General features: G+C 76.2%; 11 protein-coding genes. 2 read left to right on the top strand and 9 right to left on the bottom strand.

Annotated elements, in window-relative coordinates; all coding sequences use genetic code 11:
* The first annotated feature begins 77 nt into the window (after window positions 1–77).
* Window positions 78–482 (top strand): tRNA (N6-threonylcarbamoyladenosine(37)-N6)-methyltransferase TrmO, encoded by a 405-nt coding sequence (gene tsaA, locus ACIBK9_RS34125; protein WP_397162707.1) that lies wholly within the window; start codon window positions 78–80, stop codon window positions 480–482.
* Window positions 483–502: 20 nt separating this feature from the next.
* Here tsaA and ACIBK9_RS34120 read toward each other — a convergent pair whose 3' ends face one another.
* Both ACIBK9_RS34120 and ACIBK9_RS34115 read right to left on the bottom strand, forming a co-directional pair.
* Window positions 503–1,192, bottom strand: a complete 690-nt coding sequence (locus ACIBK9_RS34120; RefSeq protein ID WP_397163082.1) for a response regulator — start codon at window positions 1,190–1,192, stop codon at window positions 503–505.
* Between the two features lie 21 nt (window positions 1,193–1,213).
* Window positions 1,214–2,416, bottom strand: a complete 1,203-nt coding sequence (locus ACIBK9_RS34115) for a sensor histidine kinase (RefSeq protein WP_397162706.1) — start codon at window positions 2,414–2,416, stop codon at window positions 1,214–1,216.
* Window positions 2,417–2,573: 157 nt separating this feature from the next.
* Here ACIBK9_RS34115 and ACIBK9_RS34110 point away from each other — a divergent pair, with 157 nt between their 5' ends.
* A complete protein-coding gene (locus ACIBK9_RS34110; protein ID WP_397162705.1) occupies window positions 2,574–6,020 on the top strand; it encodes a BTAD domain-containing putative transcriptional regulator in 3,447 nt (1,148 codons plus the stop codon).
* 12 nt (window positions 6,021–6,032) lie between these two features.
* Here ACIBK9_RS34110 and ACIBK9_RS34105 read toward each other — a convergent pair whose 3' ends face one another.
* The 7 genes from ACIBK9_RS34105 to ACIBK9_RS34075 form a co-directional block, all read right to left on the bottom strand.
* Window positions 6,033–7,847 (bottom strand): ATP-binding cassette domain-containing protein, encoded by a 1,815-nt coding sequence (locus ACIBK9_RS34105; RefSeq protein ID WP_397162704.1) that lies wholly within the window; start codon window positions 7,845–7,847, stop codon window positions 6,033–6,035.
* Complete coding sequence (locus ACIBK9_RS34100) at window positions 7,829–9,571, bottom strand: ABC transporter ATP-binding protein (protein WP_397162703.1); 1,743 nt, start codon at window positions 9,569–9,571, stop codon at window positions 7,829–7,831. Before ACIBK9_RS34100 ends, ACIBK9_RS34105 begins: the two co-directional genes overlap by 19 nt.
* A gap of 294 nt (window positions 9,572–9,865) precedes the next feature.
* A complete protein-coding gene (locus ACIBK9_RS34095) occupies window positions 9,866–9,988 on the bottom strand; it encodes an ALQxL family class IV lanthipeptide (RefSeq protein WP_189652211.1) in 123 nt (40 codons plus the stop codon).
* A gap of 87 nt (window positions 9,989–10,075) precedes the next feature.
* Window positions 10,076–11,821 (bottom strand): alpha/beta hydrolase family protein, encoded by a 1,746-nt coding sequence (locus ACIBK9_RS34090; protein WP_397162702.1) that lies wholly within the window; start codon window positions 11,819–11,821, stop codon window positions 10,076–10,078.
* Window positions 11,818–14,703: a class IV lanthionine synthetase LanL gene (gene lanL, locus ACIBK9_RS34085; protein ID WP_397162701.1), complete on the bottom strand. Its 2,886-nt coding sequence runs from the start codon at window positions 14,701–14,703 to the stop codon at window positions 11,818–11,820. The genes ACIBK9_RS34090 and lanL overlap by 4 nt, the downstream gene beginning before the upstream one ends.
* Window positions 14,704–14,795: 92 nt before the next feature.
* Window positions 14,796–15,050 (bottom strand): hypothetical protein, encoded by a 255-nt coding sequence (locus ACIBK9_RS34080; protein ID WP_364342478.1) that lies wholly within the window; start codon window positions 15,048–15,050, stop codon window positions 14,796–14,798.
* Between the two features lie 110 nt (window positions 15,051–15,160).
* A complete protein-coding gene (locus ACIBK9_RS34075; RefSeq protein WP_397162700.1) occupies window positions 15,161–15,742 on the bottom strand; it encodes a TetR/AcrR family transcriptional regulator in 582 nt (193 codons plus the stop codon).
* Window positions 15,743–15,797 lie beyond the last annotated feature (55 nt).

Genomic DNA, 15,797 nt, shown 5'->3' with positions numbered 1-15,797 from the left:
GCCGCCGGCCCTCCGGCGGGCTTCGGGCGATCGACGGTCTTGACCGGCGTCCCCGCACGGGGAAAGATCCAGGACTCGTGACCGAACCCACGCTGCGCCCGGTCGGGCGCGTCGAGTCAACGCTGACCGATCGCACGGCGGCGCCCCGGCAGCCCGACGAGGGAGCCCCCGACGCCTGGCTGGTCTTCGACGACCGGTACGCCGCCGCCCTCGACGGCCTGTCCCCGGGCACCGACGTGCTGCTGCTCACCTGGCTCGACCGGGCCGACCGCGACACCCTCGCCGTCCACCCGCGTGGCGACGCCGCCCGGCCGCTCACCGGCGTCTTCGCCACCCGCGCACCCGACCGGCCCAACCCGATCGGCCTGCACACCGTGCACATCCTGGCCGTCGAGGGCCGGCGGGTGCACGTCCGCAACCTGGAGGCGCTCGACGCGACCCCGATCCTCGACGTCAAGCCCCTGCTCACGCCCGACCGCTGACCGCGGCCGCCGTCCTGCCGCTAGCCCTGGTCGTCGGCGGTCGTCGTCGGGTGGGACAGGGGGCGGCCAGGACGGACGAGGCCGGCGTCGTACGACACCACCACCACCTGCGCCCGGCTGCTCAGCCCCAGCTTGGCCATCAGCCGGTTGAGATGCGTCTTGACCGTGCCCTCGCTGACCGACAGCCGCTCGGCGATCTCCTTGTTCGACAGCGCGTGCCCGACCAGCCGCAGCACCTCCGTCTCGCGCCCGGTGAGCCGGTCGAGGGAGGGGGAGGGAAGCGGGGCCGGTGGCTCGGTGAACGCCTCGATCAGCCGCCTGGTCGCGGCCGGGGCCAGCAGGATGTCGCCCGCCGCGACCGTGTGGATGGCGGCGATCAGGCGTTCGGGCGGGGTGTCCTTGAGCAGGAACCCGCCGGCGCCCAGGCGCAGCGCGTTGTAGACGTACTCGTCGAGGTCGAAAGTGGTCAGGATGAGCACCTTGGGCGGCGGGTCGTGCGCGGCGGCCAGGATGCGCTCGGTCGCCGTCAGGCCGTTGATGCCGGGCATCCTGATGTCCATGAGGATCACGTCGGGCCGCAGCGTGGCGGCCAGGCGCACGGCCTCCTCACCGTCGGCGGCCTCGCCCACGACCTCCAGGCCCGCGGCGCGCAGGAGCGCGGCCAGACCCGCACGGATGAGCACCTGGTCGTCGACGACGAGGACTTTGATCTCGCACCTGCTTCACGGTCGTCACGGCGGCCGATCGTCGGCACCGGGCACGGGGAGCGGGAAGGTCGCCAGGACCTCGAACCCGCCTCCGGGCAGCGGCCCGGCGGTGATCGACCCCTGGTAGAGCCTGACACGTTCAGTCATGCCGATCAACCCGTGACCGCCGGACGGCCCGTCTCCCGCCTGGACGGCGGCGCCGTCGTTGCTGACGCGTAACGTCAGCGTGGCCGGACCGTAGCCGATGTGGATCTCGACCCGGCCGGGGTCGGCGTGCTTGAGCACGTTCGTCAGCGACTCCTGGACGATGCGGTAGGCGCACAGGTCGAGGCCGGACGGCAGCGGCCGGGCCCGGCCCTCGACGACGAGCTCGGTGGCGACGCCCGCCCCGCGCATGCGCTCGACCAGCGGATCGAGGGCCAGCAGGCCCGGCGCGGTGGCGTAGAGGCCCTCGTCGTCGTCGTGGGCCTCGATGCGCAGGATCGACAGCAGCCGGCGCATCTCGGTCAGCGCCTCGTGGCTGGTGTCGGCGATGACGCCCAGCGTGGCGTGGGCGGTGGCCGGGTCGCTCAGCGCCACGTAGCGCCCCAGCCCGGCCTGTACGGAGATGACCGACATGTGGTGGGCGACGACGTCGTGCAACTCGCGGGCGATGCGCACCCGTTCGCGGGTGACCGCCCGCCGGGCGGCGGCGCCCTGCTCCGCGCGCAGCTGCGCGGCCAGGTCGGCGAGCTGCCCGGTGCGCTCCGACAGCAGCCGCACGCTGGTGCCCGCGCCCACCCCGCAGGCCGCCACGATGCACGACTGCGCGGCGGCCGACCACAGCGCGACGCCGGGCTGCTGCGCCGAGGCGTAGGTCCACTCGAAGACGATCAGCACCGCACCGGCCGCGCACCACGCCCACGACCGGTGGGCGGCGACGGAGTAGAGCGCCACCAGCGGCCCGATGCTGTTGAGCCCGAGGTGGTAGCCCAGCACGTGGTAGACCAGCGAGGCGCCCACCGACACCAGCAGCACCGCCACCGGCGTCACCCTGCGCAGCGCCAGCGGCGCGTTGACCAGCACGGTCAAGGTCACCGACAGGGCGTCGCCCGGCCGCCCCCGGCCCGGCTCGAACATCTCCCACAGCCAGGTGCCGACGACGAGCGTCAGGGCCACGGCGCCGTCGAGCAGCAGCGGGTGGACCGCGAACACCCGCCGGACGATGGACGGGGCGGTGAAGGGCACCCGTCACGCTAACCCCGGCGCCACCCCCGGCGCATCAAACCGAGGGTGGACATCCACTGCCGCGAAAGTTGCAGACCCCCGCGTCCCGCCCGGGACTGATTTCCGCATCACCCTCCCGAGTGACGAGACCGGGCCGGGCAGCGGCCACGATGGAGCGATGTCGCGAACCTCTCGTCACGAGGAGACAGCCGATGGGGAACGGTGCGGAGGGCTCGGGCAGCAGGGCTCCGACGGCGGGACCGGTGCGGCGGGCGTGCGGTTCCGGGTGCTCGGGCCGTTCGAGGTCCTCGGCGCCCGCGGCCCGGTCAGCCCCGGAGGGCCGCGGCAGCGCGCCCTGCTCGCCCGGCTGGTGGCCGCCGCCGGGACGGTCGTCTCCACCGACACGCTGATCGAGGACCTGTACCAGGGCAGGCCGCCGGCGACCGCGGTGGGCTCCGTGCACGTCTACGTGTCGAACCTGCGCCGGGTGCTGGAGCCGGCACGCCCGCCGCGCACGCCGCCCCGGCTGCTGGTGGCCCGCCGGCCCGGCTATCTCCTGGCCACCACGGACGTCGACGCGCTGCGCTTCGCCAAGCTGGTCACCGACGCCGAGCTGCGCCCGCCCGCGCAGGCGCTGCCCCAGCTGGAGGAGGCCCTCGGGCTCTGGCGCGGCGTCCCCTACGGCGAGTTCGCCGACGAGCTGTGGGCCGCCGCGGAGGTGAACCGCCTGGGCGAGCTGCGCATGAACGCGATCGAGTCCCGCGCCCAGGCGCTGCTGGACGCCGGCCGCCCGCAACCGGTGATCCACGAGCTGGAGTCCGAGACGGCGGAGCACCCGCTGCGCGAACGGCTGTGGTGGTTGCGCGCCCTGGCTCTCTACCGGTCCGGGCGGCAGGCCGACGCGCTGGCCACGTTACGCAGGGCGCGGCAGGTCATCGCCGACCAGCTCGGCCTCGATCCCGGGCCCGAGCTGCGGGAACTGGAGAAGGACATCCTCCGGCAGGCGCGGTCGATCACCCCGCCGCCCGAGCCGGGGCCCGTGCGGCTGTCCCTCGTCCGCACCGAGGCCGTTCCGGCCACCGTGGCGCGTGGCGGTGAGGAGGCCACCGCGGCGGGCGGCGGTGAGGAGGCCGCCGCGCACGCCGGTGAGGACGCGTCCGCGCAGGCCGATCAGGCCCGGCGCGCGGCGCGGGGACGGATGATCGGCCGCGAGCGGGGGCTGGCTGAGCTGACGGCGCTGTCCGGCGCGGCGCACCACAACGGCGTCGTGGTCGCCGCGGTCAGCGGCGAGCCCGGCATCGGCAAGACCCGGCTGCTGCAGGCGTTCCGCGACGAATGCGTGGACCTCGGACATCTGGTGCTGTGGGGCCGCTGCCGCGGAGGGGAGGGCGTGCCGCCGCTGTGGCCGTGGCTCCAGGTGCTGCGCGCGCTGGCCGGGACCGTGCCGCCCGCCGAGCGCCAGGCGCTGAGCGGGCTGCTGGACGACGACTGGCCCACCGGCGCGCCGGCCTCGCCGCACCGCAACCGGGCCGTCGCCCGGTGGCTCGTCGAGGCCGCGCGCGCCCGCCCCCTGGTGATCGTCCTGGACGACCTGCACTGGGCGGACTCCGCCACGCTCGAACTGCTCAGGGACGTCGCCGTGCTGTCCGAGGCGTACCCGGGCGAGCGCCCGCTGCTGCTGGTCACCGCCTTCCGCGACGCGGCGCACGACGACCGGACGGTCACCCCCGCCGCCTCCTTCAACCTCTCGGTGGACGAGGTCCTCTACCAGCTCGCCCGCTACGACCTCGTGCGCATCCGGCTGGGCGGCCTCGACGCCGCCGACGTCGGGACGCTCGCCCGGGAGATGGGCGTCCCGGTGGACGGCTCGACGGCCCAGCTGCTGACCCGGCGCACCGGCGGCAACCCGTTCTTCGTCCGCGAGAGCGTCCGGCTGATGGCGCAGGGCCAGGGCCTGGAGGTCGTGCCCGACGCGGTGTCCGACCTGATCCGCCGGCGGCTGGCCATGCTCGGGCCGCGGGCGACGGAGATACTCCAGCCGGCCGCCCTGATCGGCCGCAGCTTCGATCCCGGGCTGGTCGTCGAGGTGTTCCGGGCCTGCGCGTCGTGGCCGGAGCAGACCTACGAGCTGCTCGACTGGGCCGCCCAGGCCGGGCTGGTCACCAGCGGCGACGGGGTCATGACGTTCGTCCACGACCTGGTCAGGGAGACGCTGATCGCCGGCGTCCCGCCGCTGCGCAGGGGCGTGCTCCACCGGGAGGTGATGCGGGCCCTGTCGGCCAGGCCGAGCACCGACGTGACCGTCATCGCCCACCACGCCGTGGAGGCCGGGCCGCTGGCGTACCGGGAGACGGCGCACTGGGCCCGCGCGGCGGCCGGGCAGGCGAGCCGGCGCATGGCGCACGAGGAGGCCGCCGCCTGGTGGGGACGGGCCGTCGCCGCGCACGGCGCCTGCGACGGCGACCCCGCCCAGCACGTGGAACTGCTTCTGCACCAGGTGCGCGCCCTGCTGGACGCCGGAGACGCGATGGGCGCGCGCGACCTGCGGGCCCAGGCCCTGCGCGTGGCCCAGCGCGCCGAAGCCGGCCCCGCCCTGACCGCCCGCGCGCTCACCGCACTGGACGCGCCGGCCATCTGGACGCTGCGCAACCCGTACGAACCGGTGGAACTGCGGCTGGTCGAGCAGTTCGAGGCCACGCTGAGCGCGCTGCCCGAGACCGACGGCGTCGAGCGGACGCTGCTGCTCGGCGGCCTGGCGCAGGAACTGTACAACGGCAGCGACGACGACCTGCGATGCCTGTCGCTGTCGTCCGAGGCCGTCGCGATGGCCCGCCGGATCGCGGACCCGCACCTGCTCATGCGGGCGCTGAACGCGCGCGCGCTGTCCGTGCCGCAGGCGACCCACATCGCCGAGCTCATGGAGATCGCCGACGAGCTGCACGGCCTGGCCGCGCGGACCCGGACGCCGGGCTTCGAGCTGCTCGCCCACATGATGGACACCCACTACCGGCTGGAGATGCACGACCTGGCCGGGGCCGACCTGGCGGCCGCCCGCTGCGAGGCGCTGCTCGACGACCTGCAACTGCCGTGGCCGCGGTTCCAGCACACCATGTGGCGGGCCAACCGGCTCACCCTGGCCGGCCGGTTCGCCGAGGCCGACGCGCTGTACGGCGAGGCCGAACGGCAGGCCAAGCGGATCGGCATGTGGTACGCGGGCGCCGTCGCGGTGAACGGCCGCCTCATGCTGCACTATCAGCGCGGCGCCATGGCCGAGGCGGGCCCGCTCATCGACCTGATCAGCGGCATCCACCCTACCGTGGAACACGACGCCCGGGTGCTGGAGCTGTGCGCCCAGGGAAGCCGGAGCCAGGCCGTGGCCCTGGCCGGGCAGGGGTGGCCCGCTCCGCCGATGGACTGGTCGTGGCTGACCATGACCTGCCTGCAGGGCGCGGCCCAGGCCGCCGCGGGCGACGTGGCGGCCTGCTGGACGACGTACGAGAAGCTGCTGCCCTACGCCGGGCGGATCTCCGGGGGGTCGGCGGTGGCCTGCATAGGGCCGGTCGACCACTTCCTGGCCGTGCTGGAGACCGCGCTGGACGCCGGCACCGACGCCGCCGGGGCCTGACGGGCCACCGGTCTACCGTGTCCCGTCGTCGTGCCAGCGGCCGACCAGGTCGGCGTACAGGGGGGACCGGTCGATCAGCTCCCGGTGGGTGCCGGTTAGCACGGTGGTCCCGTCCATCAGGAGGACCTGGCGTGCCCTGACGGCCGAGCTGATGCGGTGCGCGATCACGACCAGGGTGCCGGGCCGGGCCGCCAGCGCCGACTCCGCGCGCAGCTCGGCGGCCGGATCGAGGTGGCAGCCCGCCTCGTCCAGGATGAGGACGCCGGCGGGGGAGGCGTGCACGCGGGCCAGGGCGACGAGCTGCCGCTCCCCGGCCGACAGCGCGGACGGCTCGTCGATCTCCCCGTCGAGGCCGCCCAGCCGCTCGACGAGCGGCCCGGCGCCGACGGCGGCCACGGAGGCGCGCAGGCGCTCGTCGTCCGGGCTCTCGCCGAGCGGCCACAGGTAGGCCAGGTTCTCCCGGACCGTCCCGGCGAAGACGTACGCCTCCTGCGGCACCAGCGCGATCCGGCTGCGCACCGACGCGCCGGGGATCGAGTCCAGGGGCCGCCCGCCGAGCCGCACCCGGCCGCCGGTCGGCCGGAGCAGCCCGGTCATCAGCAGGGCCAGCGTGGACTTGCCGACGCCGCTGGGCCCGACCACCGCGAGATGCCCGCCTTCGCCGATCGTCAGGTCCAGGTCCCGCACGACCGGCGTGGCCCGCGCGGCATAGGCGAACGTCAGGCGCTCGGCCCGCAGTACGTGACCGGCCGGGACGGCGGTCGCCGGCGTGCCGGCGTCCACTGGGCCGGCGACGGCGGTCGCCGGCGTGCCCGCCTCCGCCGGGCCGGGGACGGCGATCGTCTCGGCGATCCTCCGGGTGGTCGCCGCGAGCCCGACCCCCCACCCGCCGAGGGTGTCGAGGATCGTGCGCAGCGCCGGCTCCAGACCGGTGAACAGGTACGTCACCGCCCCCACCACCTCTCCCGCGCTCAGCCGGCCCCCCTCGATCAGCGGACGCGACAGCAGGAGCAGGCCGACCAGCGGCGCGTGCGCGCCGAGCAGGACGGCGACCCGACGCCCCGTGCCCGCCCAGGCGAGCGCGCGGGCCGCCGCGGCCTGCGCGGACACCAGGGCCCGCAACGTGTCCGCGGCCTGGGCCCGCGCCCCGCAGGCGGCGACGTCGCGCAGCCCCGCCACGATGGGCGTGGCCTGCGCGGTCAGCCGCTCCTCGGCGAGCACGAGCGCACGCTGCCGGGCCGTCAGCGCCGGCATCAGCCTGGCGAACGCGGCCAGCGTCAGCACCAGCGGCCCGGCGGCGACGGCGGCGGCCACCGGCGACAGGACGAGCAGCCCCACCAGCGCGGCGATCACCGACATCCCCAGCTCACGGCTGGTGCGCAGCATCGTGGACACGAGCTTGCGCATGGTCTCGACCTGCCCGGTGAGGCGGCTGAGCGCGGCGGCGTCCGGCGCCTGGCCGCCGTCGGCCGCGCGGCGGACGGTCGCCCCGGCCACGGCGCGGACCAGCTCGTCGCGCATGGGCTCGACCACCGCGGCGAGATGCGGGAACATCAGCCGGGTCGCGACCGACCTGACGACCATCGTCGCGCCCAGCAGGCCCAGCCAGGCCATGCCGACGCCCGGACGTCCTGCCAGGAAGCCGCGGTCCACCGCGGTGGCGACGAGCAGCCCGGCCAGCAGCGCGGGCGCCGACTCGACGAGCGACCACGCCAGCGCCAGCAGCAGCGGGCGCCGCCGGGCGCGCAGCAGCCCCGCCAGGAACCGCCAGGGCCGGACGGCCTGCCGCCGGTCCGCGGCGGCCCCGGTCACCGTGCGGACGTCCATGTGTCCTCCTCGTCCCGTCGCGGGGTGTCGGCGTGCTCGGCGGCGAACAGGGCGCGGTAGGCCGGGTCCCGCCACAACTCCTGGTGGGTGCCGCGCCCGCGCACCCGGCCGGCGTCGAGCCAGACGACCAGGTCGGCCAGGGCGGCCGTGGCCGGGCGGTGCGCGATGACCAGACGGGTGCGCCCCCGCATGCCCTCGGCCAGGGCACGGCTCACCCGGGCCTCGGTCGCGGTGTCCAGGCTGGAGGTGGCGTCGTCGAGGACGGTGACCCGGGCCTGCCGCAGGAACGCCCGCGCCAGCCCCAGCCGCTGCACCTCACCGCCGGACAGCGGCGCGTCCGCCGCCGGGGTGGCGTAACCGAAGGGGAGGCGGCGGATCACGTCGTGCACGGCCGCGGCCTTCGCGGCGGCGCGCACCGCCTCGGGGGCGCACGCCGGAGCGCCGTAGGAGATCACGCCTGCGATGTCGCCGCCGAGCAGCATCGGGCGTTCGAACGCGTACGCCACGGCATCGCGCAGCAACTGGGGATCGACGTCGCGCAGGGGCACGCCGTCGAGGAGGACCTGGCCGTCGTCCGGGTCCGCCAACCGGCCGGCCAGCAGCGCGAGGGTGGTCTTGCCCGCGCCCGAGCCGCCGACGACGGCGGTCATCACCCCGGCCGGTATCTCCAGGTCGACGCCGTCGAGCAGCGGGGCCTGCCCGCGCCGCACCGTCACGCCGCGGAAGGAGAGCGTCCCCGGGCCGGGAGGCAGCGGCCGCGTGCCGGCGGCCGGGACGGGCAGGGCGAGCACGTCGTGCACGCGGACCGCCGCCGACCGGCCGAAGGCCATCCCGAGCAGCGGGTCGATCTGTTCGACGAACACCAGGCCCAGGGCGGTGTAGCCGGCCGTGGCCGGCAGCGCGCCCGCCGGCAGCCGTCCCTGCGCGACGCAGAACCCCGCCACGGCCAGCACGACGACCTCCACCAGCGGCAGGATCAGGGTGATCCGCCACACGCTCTGCGCCTGCGCCCGCCACAGGGCGTGCCCGGCGGCGCTCAGCTCGGGCAGCGGCCGCAGCACGCGGGCGATCTCCCGGTCGGCGGTGCCCGCGGCCCGGACCGTCCGGATGCCGGCCAGGGTCTCGGTGAGGCGCGCGGCCAGCCGGCCCTGGGCCCGCTGGTAGTCGCCGTACAGGCCGGAGACCCGGGCGACGAACACCCGCATGACGACGAGCGCGACCGGGACGCCGCTCAGGAAGGCGACGCCCACCCGCCAGTCGATCGTGAAGAGCGCGACGACGCCGCCCGCCGACAGGACGAGCCCGGACGCGATCTGCAGCAGCGTCGCGGGCACGTAACCGGTGGTCGCGGTGTTGCCCACGAGGCGGTTGACGAGCTCCCCGGCGGGAAAGGCGCCCGCGCCCGCCGCGTCGGTCCGCAGCACCCGGTCGATCGCGCGCAGGCGCAGCAGCCTGGTGGCGGCGGCGACGGACGTGATCCCCGCGACGCCCGAGACGACGTCGGCGAGCGCGGCGGCCAGGAGCAGCGCCGCGAGCTCGGTGTAGGCGGCGGTGGAGCCCGTTCCGGCGAGGACCGCGTTCACCGCCGCGCCCACCGCCGAGGGCAGGGCGAGGGAGACGGCGATCGAGGCCGCCGCGGCGACGGCCGTCCCCGCCAGCGGCGCCCAGGTCGCGCGGGCCGTCCAGGCGATGAGCCGGTCGCCGTGCCGGTGCCCGACGTTCATGAGAGGTCCCTTCACTCCATCGGCTCGATGGCGTGGGTCGTGGGTCGGCGCGGGGGGGGGGCCCCCCCGCGCCCCCCCCCCCCCCGCCCCGGGCCCCCCCGCCCCCCCCCCCCCGGGGGGCCCCCCGCCCCCCCCCCCCGGCGGGGCCGCGCGCCAGGGGGGGCCCCCGCCTTTCGGGGGCCCCCCCCCCCCGCCGGGGCGGGGGGGGGGGGGGGGGGGGGGGGGGGGGGCCCGGCCCGGGGGGCCCCCCCACCGCTGGGGGACGGGTCCTGACGCAGGGTCAGGACCGGGGGGTCACCTGGTGACGTAGCAGCTGTTGCCCTCGTTCTCGCAGGTGAAGCTGGAGACCTGGCAGGCGGCCAGGCCGGACTCCTCGCGGGCGGGGAGCATGTCGAGCGCGGTGATGTCGAGTTCCATCGGTTTCTCCTTCTTCTTCGGTGTGGAGCCCGCGGGTGCGGGCCTTGCCACCGGCCCGGCGCCGGGTGAGGACGCCGGCCGGCGGGATCATGGGCGCCGCGGGGAGCGGCGGCGGAGGAAGGCGACCAGGCGGTCGAGCACGAGGTGGCCGTCCGGTCCGGTCAGCGGGTCGTGCCCGGCGCCGGGCACCTCGACGTAGGTGAGCTCGGGCCCGCCGGGACCGGCCCGCGCCAGGCGGTCCCGCAGCCGCCGGGAGTGGCCGACGGGGATGGTCGCGTCCCGCTCGCCGTGGACGACCAGCAGCGGGCCGCGCAGCCGGTCGGCCAGCCGGATCAGGTCGCGCGGCCCGAGGTCGTCGTCGATCTCCGCGCAGCCGCCGAGCCGGTCGAGCATGTTGCGGACCAGCGGCGGCCCGTCGGCGTGGAGCTGCCGCCCGGACAGGAACGGCGCGACGACGGCGGCGCCGGACCACAGGCCCGGTTCCGCGGCGGAGGCGAGCAGGGCGAGGTGGGCGCCGTAGCTCACGCCGTACAAATGGGGCGGATCGGCGCCGGGTCCGCGGGCGGCCGTCAGGGCGCGGCCGAGGTGCAGGACGTCGGCCAGGTCCGGTCCGCCCCAGGCGCCGCGGATCGCGTCGCGGTGGGCGGGCCCGTACCCGGTGCTGCCGCGCTGGTTGGGCGCGACCACGGCGACGCCTTCGTCGGCCAGCCGCTGGAACAGCGGGTCGTGGCCGAGCCGCCAGGCCGACTCGGGGCCCCCGTGCAGCGCCAGCACCACCCGCCCGGCGGCGACGGGGTCGCCGTAGACGACGGCTTCGACGGGTCCGGCCGGGCCGTCGAACCGGCGCGCGGCGGCGTCCGCCCGGCCGGTCCCGCCGCCGTCCGGCCCGGGGACCGTCACCACGTGCGGCGGCAGGCCGGGAGCGGAACGCACCAGCCGCAGCCCGCCCGCGCTCCAGGCGGCCATCGGCAGGATCGTGCCGGTCGCCGGCCCCGCCTCCCGGAAACCGCCCTCGGCCAGGTCGTACAGCACGGCGCGGCAGCGCACCCCCGCGGTGACCGCCAGTGCCAGCCGCCGGCCGGCCGGGTCGAGGGCGAGCGGGGTGACGGCGCCCTCGACGGCGTTCAGCTCCTCGGGGAAGACGGTGGGCGCGTCCGAGTCGCGCGGGCGGAGGCCCAGGCGGTGGCCGTCCCGGGTCTCGCGGGCGGTCAGCAGGACGCCTGCTTCGGGGGCGGCGAGCAGCAGGCGCTCGCGCCGTTCCAGGCCGGGCAGCGGGGCCACGGCGCCGTCGGACAGGTCCAGCACCACCGTGCGCGTCCGGGGGCCGGCCGGCACGGCCACGGCCAGCAGGCTGCCGGACGTGTCGAGCCAGACGCCCCCGGCCAGCGGCCCCGGCACACCGGCCACGAGCTCGGGCGGCTCGGCCCGGCCGGACAGCCGCCACACGGCCGTGCCGCCCGCCGGGGTCGTGCGGAAGGCCAGCGCGGCGGTTCCCGCGCCCCGGCCCGCCACCAGCCTGAGCCCGCCCCCCGTGACGGCGGCCAGGTCGTGCGCCGACCAGCCGGTGCCGTCCCGGTCCGGGACGACGAGGAGCAGCCGGTGCGTCCCGCCGCTTCCGGCGCGGCTCAGCAGGACGGCGCCGTCGTCCGTCGGGACCGCGGTGCTCGCGGCGCTCTCGCCGTCCCACGACCGCAGGACGCGGGACCGGGGACGCGCGCCGGTCAGGTCCCACAACTCCGGGGCCAGGGGGCGGCGGCCCTCGGCGGTCAGGCACACGGCGTACCGCCCCAGGCCGGAGAACCGGAACCCCAGCCGGAGCATCGTCCCGCTCACGATCCCGCCGGTGCGGGTGCGGGTGCCGGTTCCAGTGCCGGTTCCGGTGCCGGGACGTCGGCCGTCCACGGACGCGGGCCGCCGTGACGCAGCCGCAGCAGGAAGTCCAGGACGCCCGCCAGACCGGTGTTCCAGCCGAAGCTCACCGTGTCGCCGTTCTCGTCCGGCACCACCAGCAGCCCGTCCCGCAGCACCGCCCGCGCCTCCAGGCAGGCGGCCAGCTCCGCGGCCTGGGCGCGGTAGTCCTCGTCGCCCAGCAGACCGGCCATGTCCAGCAGGAACTGCCCGTCACCGGCCAGCCCGTGGCAGGCGGCGGTCCCCGAGGACAGCCGGGAGCCGCGGACCGCGACGGCGGCGGCCTTCGCCGCGTCCAGGAAGTCCGGCTCGCCGGTGACGGAGTGGAGCCGGAGGAGGAAGCTGCCGACCCCGGAGGAGCCGCTGCACCAGTGCGTCATCCGGACGCCGCCGCCGGGGAACTCCGGCCACCAGGCCGCCGCGCCGGTGCGCTGGGCGGCGGCCAGCAGCGTCCGCCCGGCGAGCAGGGCCGTCTCCAGGTACTCGTCGCCACCCGGGGCGGCGGCGGAGAGCAGGAAGGTCCCGATCCCCGCGACGCCGTGCGCGAAGCCGTAGTGCACGGCGCCGGCCAGCGCCGACGGGAAACGTTCGGGGATGGGCCACAGCACGGCGCCGGGGGTGCGCTCGGCGCTCGCCAGCAGGGCGTCCGCGCAGTGTGCCGCCCGCTCCCGGAAGCGCTCGTCGCCGGTGGCCCGCCAGAGGTGCAGCAGGGCCAGGCCGGTGCCGGCCAGGCCGTGGCAGACGTCCGGGTTCGGCCACGACGTCGGCAGGGTCAGCGCGAGGTCGGTGCCCGTCGTGCGCAGCGCGTCGTCGCCGAGGGCGCGGCCGGCCTCGTACAGCCCCCAGGCGATGCCGGCCCGGCCGAAGTGGAGCCCGGGCGAGGGCCTGGCCTCACTGCCCAGCCGCCGGAGCGTCCAGGCCGCACCGTGACGCAACGCGGCGGCGACCTCGCCCCGCCCGACCTCGCCGGTGCCCAGAACCTGGGTGCCCAGATCCGCGGTGCCCAGGTTCGGGGTGACCAGGTTCGGGGTGTCCAGGTCTGAGGTGTTCAGGACCGACGCGAGCAGTGCGAGCACCCCGGCCGAGCCGTACTGCACGGCGCAGGGGTCGGCGGTCTCGCCGAATCCGGAGACGGGCCACAGACGCCGGGCGCCGGGATCGCGGTCCATCCGCCGGAGCGTGTGCGCGATCCCGTCGCGGAGCAGGCGCTCCTGACCGGCGACGGACAGACGGCGGCCGACTCCCGCGGCCGTCGCGCCCTGACCTGCGGCCGTGGTGCCCCGGCCCGCGGCCGTCGCGTCCCGGGGCGTGGTGTCCGGGGCGGCGGCCGGCAGTGGCCCCAGGTCGTCGAGGAAGGCGCCGACGCGCCGCAGGTCCCAGCGTCGGGCCGGGTTCTCGCGCATCAGGCCGAGGATCATCGGCCGCAGCGCCGAGGCCACGGCGTCGCCCTCGGTCGCCACCTCGACCAGCCCGCGCACCCGGGTGTCCCACGAGCGGCCCGCGGACGGGTCGTCGGAGCCGAGCAGCGGCCGGCACGCCGTGGCCAGGTGCAGCACCGTCGCGCCCAGGGCGTACAGGTCCGCCGCGGCCCCCGCGGCCGGCCCGTACATCGGCCCGCGCACCTGCTCGGGCGGCGCGTACCCGGCGGTGTAGGCCTTGGTGACGGGCGTGCCGGGGACGGCGGCCATCTCCAGGTCGACCAGCCGGCAGGAGCCGTCCGGGCCGGCGATGACGTTGTTCGGCGTCAGGTCCCGCAGCACGAAGCCCCGCTCGTGCACGGCGGCGACCAGGCCGGTCAGCGCGCGCACCGCGGTCAGCGCCACGTGCGGCCAGCCGTCCGGGTCGGCGGCCCTCGCCTGCTCCGCCCAGGCGGTCAGCACGGCGCCGTCGAGGTGTTCCTGCGCGAGGAACACGTTGTCCCCCTGCGTGAACAGGGCGACCTTGCGGCTGGTGACGCCGAGCGGTCCGAACAGGTCCAGCATGTCGGCCTCGTGGCGGAGGCGGTCGCGTTCGTCCTGGCCCTGGAGGGTGGCGCTGATGTGCGGGCGGGCCTGCTTGATCACGACCTGGGCGCCGGAGAGCCGGTCCTCCGCCAGGAACACCCCGCCCTTGGCGCCGTGGCGGATCGCCTGCCGCACCACGAACCGGCCGGCCAGCTCGACGGCCTCCGGCGCGGCGGTCCGCACCGGGGCCCGGCCGGACTCGAACGGGCAGGCGGCCCATTCCGGCGGCGAGTACCAGGCGTTGCGCCGGTCCACCAGGCAGGCGCCGTCGGGGGCGGTCAGCGGCGAGCTGTAGACGCCGTCGTTGTCGAGCACGCTGCGCGCGGAGAACACGCCGTAGCGGTAGTGGACCAGGCTGTCCGGCCGGTAGGCCCGGTCGGACAGGACGGGCGGGCCCGGCAGGCCGTACGTGGCCCGGTGCAGATCCTCGGCGATGGCCGCCGCCGCCTCGTCGTCCGGGGGATAGACGGTGATGAACTTGCCGGCCGATCCCCGGTGGACGTTCCTGGACAGCAGGCCCGTCAGGTCGGCGAACGTGGCCGCGAACTTGAACGGGCACCGATGCCGCACCAGCACCTCGGCCGCCCGCGCCAGCACGACGGGGGCCGACAGCGGCGTCGCCGACACGTGCAGCTTCCAGCCCTGGTCCCGCGTCCCGGCCTGCCGGAGAGCCACGTACGTCCACGGAGGGCGGTGGCGGACGTCCCACCCGTCCTCGGCGGACCGTCGCAGGGCGGCCCGCACGAGGTCCTCCAGCAGGTGGCGATCCGCGCTCACCCGCTCGTCCGTGCCTGTCGTGCTCATGCTCACGCCACAACCTCATGCCTGATCGGATTCGGACGTTCCCGGCAACGGCCGCACGGCGGCGGCCGAGCAGGCCGCCGCCGTCACGTTGATCAGTAGAAGAGGCTGAGCGCGAAGCGCGAGCCGGACACCTCGCACCGGAAATCCTGGACGATGCCCCCGCTGGTGACGGCGCTGAAACCGGCCCGCACACACTGGTCGCGGTACTGGTAGTACCCCGCGAGGTGCCACGACCCCGACACGGCCGACGCGGACACGGCGGACGCAGGCATGGCGGAGCCGGTCACGGCGCCGAAAGCGAGCCCACCCGCGACGAGGGCGGCCGCGGTCAGACGTCGAATGCTCATGTTTCCTCTTCTCCTCAGGGAACGGCGTTCTGCCGTCAAGATGTGCCAGGAGACTTGGGAAACACTTGTGGGCCGTCCTTAAGGCTGCGGCGGCCTCCTTAACGCTGCCTTCAGGGCGTGCCTCGTCCGGTGCCCAGGCCGTCGAGGATGAGCGTGAGGTAGCGGCGCCACGGTTGCGCGGCGCCGGAGGACGGCAGGTCCATCACCGAGTCGATCATCGAGACGATGGGCGCGATGTCGCCCACCGTGATGTCGGCGCGCAGCGTGCCCTGCTCCTTGGCGCGGGCGATGAGGCGGCCGCAGGACTCGGCGATGCCTTCCCTGGCGCGCTCGATCAGCTCGCTCTGGCCCGCGCCCCGCCGCATCAGCTCGCGCAGCCCGCGGTCGGTCGCGGCCTGTTCCAGGGCGTGTTCGATGAAGGCTCTGAGGGCTTGGTAGGCGTCCTGTGCCGCCTGCGCGGCCTGTGCCGCGGCGCGGATGTCGTCGAGCTTGCCGGCGTAGACGGCCTCGGCCAGGGCCTCCTTGTTGGGGAACCGGCGGTAGACGGTGCCGACGCCGAGCCCCGCGTGGTGGGCGACGTCGTTGAGTGTGGCCTGCAGCCCGCGCGCGGCGAACACCTCCCGCGCCGCCGCCAGGGTGCGCTGCCGGTTGTGCTCGGCGTCGCGGCGCAGCGCCGGTGTCTCTTCGCTCATGGCATCCGTCCGTCGGCTAACTGGATACAGCATATCCGCTTCGTGTTAGGCTCCA

Source organism: Nonomuraea sp. NPDC050227 (assembly GCF_044459705.1).
Classification (GTDB): domain Bacteria; phylum Actinomycetota; class Actinomycetes; order Streptosporangiales; family Streptosporangiaceae; genus Nonomuraea.
This window is presented reverse-complemented; position numbering and strand designations above follow the sequence as displayed.

What these genes read in the sequence shown, in the direction of transcription:
- ACIBK9_RS34110 (WP_397162705.1), top strand. Translation starts at nt 2,574, where the DNA reads ATGTCGCGAACCTCTCGTCACGAGGAGACAGCCGATGGGGAACGGTGC.
- ACIBK9_RS34105 (WP_397162704.1), bottom strand. Translation starts at nt 7,847, where the DNA reads ATGGACGTCCGCACGGTGACCGGGGCCGCCGCGGACCGGCGGCAGGCC.
- ACIBK9_RS34100 (WP_397162703.1), bottom strand. Translation starts at nt 9,571, where the DNA reads ATGAACGTCGGGCACCGGCACGGCGACCGGCTCATCGCCTGGACGGCC.
- ACIBK9_RS34095 (WP_189652211.1), bottom strand. Translation starts at nt 9,988, where the DNA reads ATGGAACTCGACATCACCGCGCTCGACATGCTCCCCGCCCGCGAGGAG.
- lanL (WP_397162701.1), bottom strand. Translation starts at nt 14,703, where the DNA reads ATGAGCACGACAGGCACGGACGAGCGGGTGAGCGCGGATCGCCACCTG.
- ACIBK9_RS34080 (WP_364342478.1), bottom strand. Translation starts at nt 15,050, where the DNA reads ATGAGCATTCGACGTCTGACCGCGGCCGCCCTCGTCGCGGGTGGGCTC.
- ACIBK9_RS34075 (WP_397162700.1), bottom strand. Translation starts at nt 15,742, where the DNA reads ATGAGCGAAGAGACACCGGCGCTGCGCCGCGACGCCGAGCACAACCGG.